The organism is Mycobacterium pseudokansasii (assembly GCF_900566075.1).
Taxonomy (GTDB): Bacteria; Actinomycetota; Actinomycetes; order Mycobacteriales; family Mycobacteriaceae; genus Mycobacterium; species Mycobacterium pseudokansasii.
In genome coordinates this window covers 1398673-1411355 of the sequence record NZ_UPHU01000001.1, presented here as the reverse complement: position 1 = coordinate 1411355, position 12683 = coordinate 1398673, and the positions used below count along the sequence as shown (strand labels likewise).

The following is a 12683-nucleotide window of genomic DNA, read 5'->3' as shown; positions in this document are numbered from 1 at the left end:
TACGCTGCGGGAATGCGGGGGAACATGTCGACAACGGCCAACACCAGAGACCACGCCGTCGTCATCGGGGCCAGCATCGCCGGCTTGTGCGCGGCGCGGGTGCTCTCGGATTTTTTCCGCCGGGTGACGGTTTTCGAGCGCGACGAGCTGCCGGACACGCCGGCCAACCGCGCCACCGTTCCCCAAGACCGGCACCTGCACATGCTGATGGCCCGTGGTGCAGGCGAATTCGACGGCCTGTTCCCCGGCCTGTTGAAAGACATGGTCGCCGCCGGTGTGCCCATGCTGGAGAACCGGCCGGACTGCATCTACTTCGGGGCCGCGGGCCACGTCCTGGGGACAGCACACACGCTGCGCAGAGAATTCACCGCCTACGTGCCCAGCCGGCCGCATCTGGAATGGCAGCTGCGCCGGCGGGTACTCCACATCGACAACGTCGAGATCGTGCAGCGACTCGTTCTCGAACCACGGTTCGAGCCCGCCCGGCAGCGGGTGACCGGGTTGCTGCTGGCTCCCCGTGACGACGGTGCCGACGGTGATCCCGAGTTCCGGGCCGCCGACGTCGTCGTCGACGCGGCCGGGCGGGGCACCCGGCTACCAGTCTGGTTGACGCAGTGGGGATTTCAGCGCCCGGCCGAGGAAACCGTGGACATCGGCATCAACTACGCCAGCCAGCAGTTCCGCCTCCCCGAGGGCCTGCTGCGGGAGAAGGTGGTGGTCGCCGGCGCCTCACATAACCAGTCGCTGGGCCTGGGCATGCTGTGCTACGAAGACGGCACCTGGGTGATCACCACCTTCGGCGTCGCCCATGCCAAGCCGCCGTCGACCTTCCCCGAGATGCGCGCCCTCGCCGACCGGCTGCTGCCGGCCCGATTCACCGCCGCCCTGGCCCAGGCCGAACCCGTGGGCAGCCCGGTCCTGCATGCCTTCCCGGCCAGCAGGTGGCGTCGCTACGACAAGCTGGAGCGGTTCCCGGCGGGCATCATCCCGTTCGGCGACGCCGTGGCCAGCTTCAACCCCACCTTCGGGCAGGGTATGACGATGACGTCGCTGCAGGCCGGCAATCTGCGCCGGGCGCTTCAGTCAACCCGGAAAGACCCCCGCAAGGATTTGGCCGCCGAATTCACCCGGCTTACCAGGAAGACGACGTATCCGGTGTGGATGATGAACGCCATCGGCGACATCACCTTCCACCACGGCGTCACCGGGCCGGTCCCGTGGTGGTGGCGGCCATCCGGTGCGTTGTTCGACCAATTCCTCGGCGCCGCCGAAACGAATCCCGTTCTGGCCGAATGGTTTTTGCGCCGGTTCTCGTTGCTCGACAGCCTGTACATGATTCCGCCGCCGCGGATCGTCGGCCGGGCCATCGCCCACAACATGCGACTGTGGCTCGGCGAGCGCCGGCAAGCCGCCGCGGACCGCCGGCAAGCCGTCACAGCCCTACGGTAGCCCTGAACAGTTTCGTGGGCTCGTGCGCGAGCAGCCGAATCGGGCCGTCGTCAGCGGCCACCCAGGCAGCCATGCCCTGCTTGAGCGTCAGCGACTTCGACTTTCCATGGATCATGGTCGAACCCTCGGTGCACAACAAGATCTGTGGGCCCTCATGGCTGCAGGGTGCGTCGATCTCGTGGCCCAGCTGATCTGCGTCGAGCGCCAGCAACGCGACCGCGAACTCCTCGGCCGGGGTGTCGTAAACCAGCTCCAGCCCGTCGCGCCGGATCGGCGGCCGCAGTTCCGACTCCGCTGTCGGGGCGAAGTCCAGCACCCGCAGCAGCTCCGGCACGTCGACGTGCTTGGGGGTCAGGCCGCCACGTAATACGTTGTCGGAGTTGGCCATTACCTCGAGCGCGAAACCACGCAGATAGGTGTGCAAGTTGCCGGCCGGCAGGAATATCGCCTCACCCGGCGAAAGGCTGATCCGGTTGAGCAACAACGCCGCGAGCACCCCGGCGTCGCCGGGGTAACGCTCGCCCAGTTCCAGCACCGTCTTGACTTCCGCGGCGAATTCCGCCGCGCCGGAGCTGACGTAGTGAATGGCGCCCTCCAGCACGGCGGGCACCAGCACGTCGATGTCGGGCTGGGGCGCGGTGATCCAGGTGGTGAACAACGCACGCAGGCCGTCGGCGTCGGATTGGTCGCTGAGCAAGTCGATGAACGGGTCGAGGTCGGACACCGCCAGCGCTTGCAGCAGCTCGCGGGTGCGGGCGGCCTGACGGAAGCCGGCCAGCGCCTCGAACGGCTGCAACGCCACCAGCAACTCGGGCTTGTGACTGGTGTCGCGGTAGTTGCGCACCGGCGAAGCCACCGGAATGCCCAGCCGTTCTTCCCGTAGATAACCCTCGATAGCCTGCTCGGCGCTGGGGTGGGCCTGCAGCGACAACGGCTCGTCGGCGGCCAGGACCTTCACCAGGAACGGCAGCATATCGCCGAACCGGGCCCGCGACCCGTGACCGAGCTGTCCCTCCGGATCGGCGCTCAGCGCTTCCAGCAACGAGGTTTCGCCTTTGTCGGTTTCCAGCCAGGCGGGGTCACCCGGGTGCGCACCAAACCAGAGTTCGGCTTCGGGGTGGGCGGCCGGCACCGGCCGCCCAGTGAACTCGGCGATAGCGGTACGCGATCCCCAGGCGTATGTCCGTAACGCTCCCCGTAGTAATTCCACCTTGTATCTATCCCCGCACCAGTCGCAAATACACCGCAGCCATCTCCAGCCGAACGGCCAATATTGCCAGTTGCTGTTCGGGACGTTGAGCCTCGGCCGGTATCAGCAGGCCATCCGATCCGGCCGTGACGGGGTCCTGCGTCGCGTCCTCAGCCGTGACCAGGTAGATGTCGTCCAGCCCGGCGATCCGGGCTCCGACCACCGTCCGCTCCCCGGCCAGCGTCAGCGCCAGCACCCGCATCCGCTCGGGCAGCGGGCCGTCGATCTGCTCGTCGTGGAACAAGGCATCCCCCGAATAGCCGGCAGTGCCGGCCCGCAGCGCCACCACCGCGTCGGCCAGCCAGGCGGCCGCGGCCACCTGCTGCGCGATCCGCAGCAGCACCGAGCTGCCGTGGCGGGCCAGGGCCAGGGTGGCGGAGTTGTCACCGGTCAGCGCAACCCGGCGTCCCGCTACGCGCGCGGCAAGCGTCTTGGCCGGGTTGGTGAACACCTCGCGGGCGGCGCTGTTGTGCAGCGTCTCGGCATCGAGCTCGTCGGCCAGCGATACCAGGTCGATCTGCAACCTGGGGTCCACGGTGCTCAGCGCGGCCAGGCCCGCGGCCAGGTAGCGACACAACCCGAACTCGTCGGGAACGCGTAGTCGTGGTTCCAGCACCGCGACTCGACCGGCCGTGGAGTCGCGCAGCGGACCCGCATAGGGGGCCACGACGACGACCCGCGCCCCTCGGCGCACGCCGGTCGCGGCCGCTGCGACCAGTGCGGGATCACCGGGGTCGTCGCCGGCGACAATGAGCACGTCAAGCGGACCCACCCAGGGCGGTGCCTCCCTGGCGAGTGCGATCGGCTCGGCGGCCGCAGCCGCGAGCGTGGAGACCAGCATCGCCCCGGCCGTCTCGGCGGGACCCCGCCCGCCCACCCAGATCACCGTTCGGGGCCGGTCGCCGCCGCGCAGCAAGTCCAGTTCGCCTTCGTCGTGTGCCGCGGCAATGGCCCGCACCTGCGCACCGGCGGTCGACGCGGCGCGCAACAGGCCGTCGCGGTCGGCGGCGATCAGGCCGTCGGCGTCTTCGAGATCGACCGACTGGACGGCGCTCACGGTCCGGCCTCCGCCTGCGGCTGTCCCGCGATTTCACCGCTGACCTGCCGCACCACCGCATCGACATCCTCGGCGGTGCGGGCCTCCACGTTGAGCCGCAGCAACGGCTCGGTGTTGGAGCTGCGCAGGTTGAACCAGCTGTCGTCGCCCAGATCCACCGTTACCCCGTCGAGGTGGTCGATGGACTGGACCCGGTTGCCGAACGACTTCAGCACCGCCTCCACGCAGGCCTCGGCGTCGGCCACGTGGAAGTTGATCTCACCCGACGATTCATAGCGCTGGTAGTCGGCGGTCAGCTCGGATAACGGCCGGTCCTGCTCGCCGAGGGCGGCCAGCACATACAGCGCGGCCAGCATCCCCGAATCGGCGCCCCAGAAGTCGCGGAAGTAGTAGTGGGCCGAGTGTTCGCCGCCGAAGATCGCGCCGGTGTCGGCCATCAGCGCCTTGATGTAGGAGTGTCCGACTCGCGAGCGCAGTGGCGTGCCGCCGCGCTCGACGACCAGTTCGGGCACCGCGCGCGAGGTGATCACGTTGTGGATCACGGTGGCGCCGATCTCCCGGCCGAGTTCGCGCGCTGCCACCAGGCTGGTCACCGTCGACGGCGACACGGGATGGCCGGTCTCGTCGACCACGAAGCAGCGGTCGGCGTCTCCGTCGAAGGCCAGGCCGATATCGGCGCCGGTGTCACGCACATACGTCTGCAGGTCCACCAGGTTGGCCGGGTCGAGCGGGTTGGCCTCGTGATTGGGGAACGAGCCGTCGAGCTCGAAGTACAAGGGCAGCAAAGTAATCGAGCCGATCGGGCCGAGCACGGCCGGCGCGGTGTGGCCGGCCATCCCGTTGCCGGCGTCTACGGCCACCCGTAACGGCCGCAGGTCGGTGGTATTGACCAGCGATCGCAGGAATTTCCCGTAGTCGTCCAGCACATCCCGGTCGGTGCGCGTTCCGGGCGGCCCGTCATAGGCGGGCACGCCATTGATGAGATCGTCCCGGATGGCGATGAGTCCGGTGTCCGCACCCACCGGCTTGGCACCGGCCCGGCACAGCTTGATGCCGTTGTATGCGGCGGGGTTGTGGCTGGCGGTGAACATCGCGCCGGGGCAGTCCAGCAGTCCCGAGGCGAAATAGAGCTGATCGGTCGACGCCAAACCGATGCGCACCACGTCGAGGCCCTGTCCGGTCACCCCGTCGGCAAACGCGGCGGCCAGCGACGGCGAGCTGTCGCGCATATCGTGGCCGATCACCACCTGCCGCGCGCCCTCGGCGTGCATCAACCGGGCGAACACCGCGCCGATATCGGCGGTCAGCGACTCATTGATCTCTTCCCCGACCAACCCGCGCACGTCATAAGCCTTGATAACACGATTGATAACCGCGGCGGGCCAAGACATGGCGGGGCTCCTGACGACTTGGTTTCTTCGTCCCTTGGCCGCCAGCCTATCGGCCCGGCGAAGTCGCGGACGGCATCGGTGTCGACCGGAGCCGAACCGGCTGCTGGCTGCGGGAATCGGCCGGGCTGGTCGGGACTAGTCGGGGGGATCGGGCAACACGCGCAGGTGTCCGCGGCGACGTCCATCGCGATGTTCGGACGGCGCGAACACGCCACCAGTCGGGGCGGTGGCATGTGCACCGGTATGGACACCGGCGTGGTGCACAACGGGATCGGGGAAGCCGTTGTGCGGCGAGCCGTTTCTGCCGGGATAGGCCGCGGCAGCCACGGAGCCGCCCTCGCGCACCGCGTCGGCCAGCGCAACCAGATCGTCCTCATCGGGATTGGTGGGTAGCGGCCCGGCATGGCGCACCAGCTCCCACCCGCGCGGCGCGGTGATGCGGCCGGCGTGGCTGACGCACAGATCCCAGGAGTGCGGTTCACGTGCGGTGGCGAGCGGACCCACGACCGCCGTCGAGTCCGAGTAGACGAACGTCAACGTTGCCACTGCATAATGCGGACACCCGGGTCGGCAGCAGCGACGGGGTACGTTCACGACCGAAAGGCTATCGTGCGGAAACGCCGCCGAAGCGGCGGACACGCGCATCCGTTCCGGGCGCGATGTTCAACCGTTACCATCGGCGCGTGAGCGATTCCCGCGGCTACCCGCGCAGCGGCCGGCCGGGTGGCAGATCCGCGGCGGCGCGCCGGGTGCGGCGCCGAGGCCGCGAGTGGCGTGGCCCGCTGCTGCCGCCGACGGTGCCGGGGTGGCGCAGCCGGTCCGAGCGGTTCGACATGGCGGTGCTGGAAGCCTACGAACCCATCGAGCGCCACTGGCAGGACCGGGTGTCCGAATTGGACGTCGCGGTGGACGAGATCCCGCGCATCTCAGCCAAGGATCCCGAGAGCGTGCAGTGGCCGCCCGAAGTCATCGCCGACGGGCCGATCCCGCTTGCCCGGCTGATACCGGCTGGAGTCGACGTCCGCGGCAATGCGACGCGAGCACGAATTGTCTTGTTCCGCAAGCCAATTGAGCGACGGGCGAAGGACACCCTGGAGCTTGGCGAGTTGTTGCACGAAATCTTGGTGGCCCAGGTGGCCAGCTATCTGGATGTCGAGCCCTCGGTCGTCGACCCGACGATCGAGGACGAATGAGCAGCGGGCCGCCCTCCAGACCCTGATCAGATCCCGATCAGATCCCGATCAGATAATGCCGCGCTTGAGGCGACGACGCTCGCGCTCGGACAGGCCACCCCAGATGCCGAAACGCTCGTCGTGAGCCAGCGCGTATTCCAGGCACTCGTGGCGCACCTCGCAGCCAAGGCAGATCTTCTTTGCCTCGCGGGTCGAGCCGCCTTTCTCCGGAAAGAACGCCTCGGGATCCGTTTGGGCACAAAGGGCGCGGTCCTGCCACTGGTCGGCGGGCGGCTCGGCGGGCGCCGGCGCCGGCTGGGGCTCGAACGCGTCGGGAACCAAACTCAAGTGCGGTCGGGCAATCTCCATCGATGGCACTGTCGCCGAGCCGGCAGCGGTGTGCGGTGCGCCTGCCATCACACCCCTAAGGTGCTCATAGGACATGCCGCCGCCTCCTCACCTAATAGATCGTGAAATGGTTTGCCACTGTTTTGATGTGCAGTTAACCCAATTCGAACTAGTGATCGAATCTCGGTCTGCGACACCGAAACCGGCCGGCCAACCGGGAAATGACACTCATGTGATTAGACACGCATTGGGCAGCCGGGTCAAGCATTCCGGCGCATTTCCATACCATCTCGTGATCAAATTTCCGCGATTCTGTTTCGGTTCGGTCTACGGCGTGTCTAGTGCACTTCGTCACAACGCCCGTCAGGGGCCGGCGTGAAAGCGCGGCAACCCCACCCTGACTCCCCTTCCCCGGCGGGTACTGTCCTGCGATGTGAAGGTCACCGTTCTCGTGGGGGGAGTCGGCGGCGCCCGCTTTCTGTTGGGGGTCCAGCAGTTGCTCGGCCTGGGACAGTTTGCCATACCGGGACACGACGCATGTCACGAATTGACCGCCGTGGTCAACATCGGTGACGATGCCTGGATCCACGGGCTGCGGGTCTGCCCGGACCTGGACACCTGCATGTACACCCTGGGCGGCGGTGTCGATCCGCAGCGCGGCTGGGGTCATCGCGACGAAACCTGGCACGCCAAAGAGGAACTCGCGCGCTACGGCGTGCAGCCGGACTGGTTCCAGCTCGGCGACCGGGATCTGGCCACGCACCTGGTGCGCACTCAGATGCTGCGGGCCGGCTACCCACTATCGCAGATCACCGCGGCGCTGTGCGACCGCTGGCAACCGGGGGCGACATTGCTCCCGGTCAGCGACGACCGTTGCGAGACCCACGTGGTGATCACCGACCCGGTCGCCCAATCCCAGCGTGCCATCCACTTCCAGGAATGGTGGGTGCGCTACCGTGCCCAGGTCCCGACCCACAGCTTCGCCTTCATCGGCGCCGAAACAGCGAGTGCCACAACAGAAGTGGTGACCGCCGTTGCCGAGGCTGACGTCGTCATGCTGGCTCCGTCCAACCCGGTGGTCAGCATCGGCGCCATCCTGGCGGTCCCCGGCATCCGCGCCGCGCTGCGGGCCACCCCGGCGCCGATCGTCGGCTACTCGCCAATTATTGGAGGAAAACCGTTGCGCGGCATGGCCGATGCGTGTCTCTCGGTGATCGGGGTGGATTCCACCGCGGTGGCCGTTGGCCGGCACTACGGCTCGCGCACCACCACCGGCATACTCGACTGCTGGCTGGTGGCCGAGGGCGATCAGGCGGACATCGATGGCGTGCTGGTGCGATCGATACCGCTGTTGATGAGCGACCCGAAGGCAACAGCTGAGATGGTGAGCGCCGGGCTGGAGCTTGCGGGCGTGGCGGCGTGAGCGAGCACGGCACCGGATCGGTCGTCGAAATCTTGCCTGTCACCGGGCTTCCCGAATTCCGGCCCGGCGACGACCTGAGCGCGGCGATCGCCGCCGCCGCGCCCTGGCTGCGCGACGGTGACGTCGTGGTGGTTACCAGCAAGGTGGTGTCCAAGTGCGAGGGCCGGCTGGTGCCGGCGCCGGAGTCCGACGAGGCAAGAGATCGGCTGCGGCGCAAGCTGATCGACAATGAAGCCGTACGGGTACTGGCCCGCAAGGGCAAGACCTTGATCACCGAGAACCGGCTCGGGCTGGTCCAGGCCGCCGCCGGGGTGGACGGATCCAACATCAACCGGAATGAATTGGCGCTGCTGCCCGTCGATCCCGACGCCAGCGCCGCGACCCTGCGCACCGGACTGCGCGAACGCCTCGGTGTCGCCGTGGCGGTGGTGGTCACCGACACCATGGGCCGCGCCTGGCGTTGCGGCCAGATCGACGCCGCGATCGGCGCCGCCGGTCTGGCGGTGTTGCATGACTATGCGGGCGTCCTGGACCGGCACGGCAACGAATTGGTCGTCACCGAGATCGCGGTCGCCGACGAGATCGCCGCCGCCGCCGATCTGGTCAAGGGCAAGTTGACGGCGCTGCCGGTGGCCGTGGTCCGCGGGCTGCCGGTCCGCGACGACGGCTCCACGGCGCGGCGCTTGGTGCGGCCGGGCGCCGAGGACCTGTTCTGGCTCGGCACGGCCGAAGCCATCGAGCTGGGGCGCCGACAGGCCCAGCTGTTGCGCACGTCGGTTCGCCGGTTCAGTGCCGAGCCGGTGCCGCCGGAGCTCGTCGAGTCCGCGGTCGCCGAGGCGCTCACCGCGCCGGCCCCGCACCACACCAGGCCGGTGCGGTTCGTATGGTTGCAGACGCCGACGGTGCGCGCCCGGCTGCTCGACCGGATGAAAGACAAGTGGCGTTCCGATCTGGCCGGCGACGGCAGGCCGGCCGAGGCCGTCGAACGCCGCGTCGCCCGCGGCCAAATCCTCTACGACGCACCCGACGTCGTCATCCCGATGCTCGTCCCGGAGGGTGCCCACGTCTACCCCGACGCGGCGCGCGGCCACGCCGAGCACACCATGTTCACCGTCGCGGCCGGAGCCGCGGTGCAAGCCCTGCTGGTTGCCCTGGCGGTGCGTGGGCTGGGCAGTTGCTGGATCGGCTCGACGATCTTCGCCGCCGATCTGGTGCGTGCCGAATTGCAGTTGCCTGCCGACTGGGAGCCGTTGGGCGCCATCGCGATCGGCTACGCGCAAGAGCCGACGGGGGTGCGCGAGCCGGCGCCCGTCGGGGACCTGTTGGTCCGCAAATGACGACATTCGCGGGTAAGGCCGCGGCGTCCGCCGACAAGGTCCGCGGCGGCTACTACACGCCGCCGGCTGTGGCCCGGTTCCTGGCTCGCTGGGTCTGCGAGGCCGGCCCACGGATACTGGAGCCCTCCTGCGGAGATGGCCGGATCCTGCGCGAACTGGCCGCCCTCACCTCCCGGGCGCACGGTGTGGAACTCGTTGAGCGGGAAGCGAAGAAGTCGCGAGAATTCGCCGCCGTCGACGTCGACAACTTTTTCCGTTGGCGGCATACGACCCGACCCGGCAGCTGGGACGGCATCGCCGGCAACCCGCCCTATATTCGCTTCGGCAACTGGGCATCCGATCAACGAGAACCCGCCCTGGAACTGATGCGTAGCGCGGGCCTGCGCCCGACGAAGCTGACCAATGCCTGGGTCCCGTTCGTCGTGGCCAGCACCGCCCTGGTGCGCGAGGGCGGACGAGTGGGCCTGGTGGTTCCGGCGGAGTTGTTGCAGGTCAGTTACGCCGCGCAGCTGCGGGAATTTCTGCTGAGCAGTTATCACGAAATCACGCTGGTGACCTTCGAGCGATTGGTATTCGACGCGATCCTGCAAGAAGTCGTGTTGTTCTGCGGAGTGGTCGGTGCGGGTCCGGCGCGGATACGCACGGTCAACCTCGCCGATGCCGGTGGGCTCGAGCGCGCGAACCTCACCGGCGAGACCGCTCCGGCACTCCTTCACCAAAAAGAAAAGTGGACCACCTATTTCCTCGACCCGGGTCAGATCGAGCTGTTACGCGCACTGCGCCGGTCCGGGACCATGGTCAGGCTCGGCGAGCTGGCGGAAGTGGACGTGGGCATCGTGACCGGCCGCAACAGCTTCTTCACCTTCACCGACGCCGAGGCGGCCGCGCTGGGGCTGCAGCGGCACTGCGTTCCGCTGGTCTCCCGCAGTGCCCAACTCACCGGTCTGGTCTACGACGACGACTGCCGGGCAAGCGATATCGCCGCCGGGCACCGAACCTGGCTGCTGGACGCCCCCGCGGCCCCGGCAGCAGATCCCGCTCTTGCCGCCCACCTTGCCGCCGGTGAAACCGCCGGGGTGCATCTGGGTTACAAGTGCTCGATCCGCAAACCGTGGTGGCGGACCCCGTCGCTGTGGATTCCGGACCTTTTCATGCTGCGCCAAATCCACTGCGCGCCGCGCCTGACGGTCAATGCGGCCGCGGCGACGAGCACCGACACCGTGCATCGGGTGCGGGTGGACCCCACCGTCGATCCGGCAAGGCTTGCCGCCGTCTTCCACAACAGCGCGACGTTCGCGTTCGCCGAGATCATGGGCCGCAGTTATGGCGGCGGCGTCCTGGAGCTCGAGCCGGGTGAGGCCGAGCTGTTGCCGGTCCCGCCGCCGGCGTACGCGAGCACCGAACTTGCCCGCGACGTCGATCTACTCCTGAAGGCGAACGAGATGGAGAAGGCCCTCGACATTGTGGATCGTCATGTCCTGACCGAGGGGCTGGGTCTGTCGCCGGACCTGGTCGCGAACTGCCGGGCGGCATGGACTGCCCTTCGCGGTCGCCGACGCAACCGGGGGTCGCGTTGAGCATCCGGGATTCGGTGATCGCCACCCTCACCGATTGGCAGGCTCCCGATCCGGGCCAGGACTCGCTACGGCATGCCGTGCTGGCGTTCGTACATGCACGTGCCGACGCGTGCCGGCGTGAGTGCGAAGCCGGCCACGTCACCGCCTCGACGCTGGTGCTCGACGACAGCGGCAGCCGGGTGCTGCTGTGCCTGCATCGCCGTTTCGGTCGTTGGGTGCAGCTGGGCGGCCACTGCGAGGACGACGACCGCGACGTCGTCGCCGCGGCACTGCGCGAGGCCACCGAGGAATCCGGGATCACCGGTTTGCGGTTGGCGCCCGAACTCGTTGCGGTGCACGTCCATCCGGTCACCTGCTCGCTGGGGGTTCCGACGCGTCATCTGGATCTGCAGTTCATGGCGCACGCGCCGGCCGGGGCGCAGATCGCGATCAGCGAGGAGTCCGAGGACCTGCGGTGGTGGCCGGCCGAGCAGTTACCACCCGGAACCGATCACGGGCTGGCGTACCTGGTCGCCCAAGCGACTCAAGCGCCCCGCCGAGCGTGACGCCAGCGTCACGTTCGCGGTCGAGCGTGACGCTGGCGTCACGTTGGAGGGTGCTCAGACGTCGGACGAGTAGCGGATGCCGCCGTCGGGAATGGAAACCCCGGGCCACACCCGGGCGCCGCGCAGCAACTCGCAGCGGGCGCCGATGTCGGCGCCGTCGCCGATCACGCCGTCGCGGATCAGCGCCCGCGGCCCGATACGGGCGCCGAAGCCGATGATCGATCGCTCGATCACGCTGCCCGCCTCGACCTTGACGCCGTCGAAGATGACCGCGCCGTCCAGGCGGGCGCCGGGGCCGATCTCGGCGCCCCGCCCGACGACCGTGCCACCGATCAGCAGCGCCCCCGGCGAGATCGCCGCGCCGTCATGCACGAGCTGCTCGCCGCGATGGCCGTGCAAGGCCGGCGACGGGGCGATGCCGCGCACCAGGTCCGCCGACCCGCGCACGAAGTCTTCCGGGGTGCCCATGTCGCGCCAGTACGTGGCATCGACATAGCCGCAGATCTTGACTGCGGGGTCGGCGAGCAATGCCGGGAACACCTCGCGTTCCACCGAGACCTCGCGGCCCCGCGGAATCCGGCCGATGATCTCGCGCTTGAACACATAGCAGCCGGCATTGATCTGGTCGGTGGGCGGATCTTCGGTCTTCTCGAGAAAGGCGGTGACCCGGCCGTCGGCGTCGGTGGGCACGCAGCCGAAGGCCCTCGGGTCGCCGACGCGCACCAGGTGCAGCGTGACGTCGGCCTGGTTGGTGTCGTGGAAATCCAGCAGCTGGCCCAGGTCGGCCCCGGACAGGACATCGCCGTTGAACACCATCACGGTGTCGTAACGCAGTCTGCCGGCGACATTGGCGATACCGCCCCCGGTGCCCAACGGGTGCTCTTCGGTCACGTATTCGATCTGCAGACCCAGCTTGGACCCGTCGCCGAACTCGGCTTCGAACACCTCGGCCCGGTAGGACGTGCTCAGGATGACGTGTTCGATTCCGGCCGCGGCGATGCGCGACAGCAGATGGGTGAGAAACGGCAGCCCCGCCGTGGGGAGCATGGGCTTGGGCGCGGACAATGTCAGCGGCCGCAGCCTGGTGCCCTTGCCGCCGACCAGGATCACCGCATCGACTTGCCGAGTTGCCACC

11 protein-coding genes and 1 pseudogene are annotated in these 12683 nt (G+C 68.5%); 6 read left to right on the top strand and 6 right to left on the bottom strand.

Annotation, left to right across the window (positions count from 1 at the left end):
- Positions 1-24: 24 nt before the first annotated feature.
- A pseudogene (locus tag EET10_RS06475) lies at positions 25-1442 on the top strand (FAD-dependent oxidoreductase); the annotation flags it as partial.
- On the opposite strand, the gene manA reads toward EET10_RS06475, so the two are convergent.
- The 4 genes from manA to EET10_RS06455 form a co-directional block, all read right to left on the bottom strand.
- On the bottom strand, positions 1433-2659 hold the full coding sequence (gene manA / locus EET10_RS06470; protein WP_122501980.1) for a mannose-6-phosphate isomerase, class I: 1227 nt from the start codon (positions 2657-2659) through the stop codon (positions 1433-1435). The pseudogene EET10_RS06475 and the gene manA overlap by 10 nt on opposite strands.
- Positions 2660-2666: 7 nt before the next feature.
- Complete coding sequence (locus EET10_RS06465; protein WP_036398077.1) at positions 2667-3755, bottom strand: hypothetical protein; 1089 nt, start codon at positions 3753-3755, stop codon at positions 2667-2669.
- Positions 3752-5146: a phosphomannomutase/phosphoglucomutase gene (locus EET10_RS06460; protein ID WP_036398079.1), complete on the bottom strand. Its 1395-nt coding sequence runs from the start codon at positions 5144-5146 to the stop codon at positions 3752-3754. Before EET10_RS06460 ends, EET10_RS06465 begins: the two co-directional genes overlap by 4 nt.
- A gap of 135 nt (positions 5147-5281) precedes the next feature.
- Positions 5282-5740, bottom strand: coding sequence for a DUF3499 domain-containing protein (locus tag EET10_RS06455; RefSeq protein ID WP_211187908.1), 459 nt, complete (start codon positions 5738-5740; stop codon positions 5282-5284).
- Between the two features lie 65 nt (positions 5741-5805).
- On the opposite strand from EET10_RS06455, the gene EET10_RS06450 reads away from it, so the two are divergent.
- Positions 5806-6339: a metallopeptidase family protein gene (locus EET10_RS06450; RefSeq protein ID WP_423793576.1), complete on the top strand. Its 534-nt coding sequence runs from the start codon at positions 5806-5808 to the stop codon at positions 6337-6339.
- Positions 6340-6387: 48 nt separating this feature from the next.
- Here the strand turns inward: EET10_RS06450 and EET10_RS06445 are convergent, their stop codons facing one another.
- Positions 6388-6735: a WhiB family transcriptional regulator gene (locus tag EET10_RS06445; RefSeq protein WP_036398083.1), complete on the bottom strand. Its 348-nt coding sequence runs from the start codon at positions 6733-6735 to the stop codon at positions 6388-6390.
- Between the two features lie 364 nt (positions 6736-7099).
- Here EET10_RS06445 and cofD point away from each other — a divergent pair, with 364 nt between their 5' ends.
- Genes cofD through EET10_RS06420 form a run of 4 tightly spaced genes read left to right on the top strand, consistent with a single transcriptional unit; the run spans position 7100 to position 11548 of the window.
- On the top strand, positions 7100-8089 hold the full coding sequence (cofD, locus tag EET10_RS06435) for a 2-phospho-L-lactate transferase (RefSeq protein WP_036398085.1): 990 nt from the start codon (positions 7100-7102) through the stop codon (positions 8087-8089).
- Entirely contained in the window at positions 8086-9426 is a 1341-nt protein-coding gene (locus EET10_RS06430) for a coenzyme F420-0:L-glutamate ligase (RefSeq protein WP_036398087.1), read from the top strand. Before cofD ends, EET10_RS06430 begins: the two co-directional genes overlap by 4 nt.
- Positions 9423-11003 (top strand): Eco57I restriction-modification methylase domain-containing protein, encoded by a 1581-nt coding sequence (locus EET10_RS06425; RefSeq protein ID WP_036398089.1) that lies wholly within the window; start codon positions 9423-9425, stop codon positions 11001-11003. Before EET10_RS06430 ends, EET10_RS06425 begins: the two co-directional genes overlap by 4 nt.
- Positions 11000-11548: an NUDIX hydrolase gene (locus EET10_RS06420; RefSeq protein ID WP_122502755.1), complete on the top strand. Its 549-nt coding sequence runs from the start codon at positions 11000-11002 to the stop codon at positions 11546-11548. Before EET10_RS06425 ends, EET10_RS06420 begins: the two co-directional genes overlap by 4 nt.
- A 54-nt stretch (positions 11549-11602) precedes the next feature.
- On the opposite strand, the gene manB is transcribed toward EET10_RS06420, so the two are convergent.
- Entirely contained in the window at positions 11603-12682 is a 1080-nt protein-coding gene (gene manB, locus EET10_RS06415; RefSeq protein WP_063466832.1) for a mannose-1-phosphate guanylyltransferase, read from the bottom strand.
- Position 12683 lies beyond the last annotated feature (1 nt).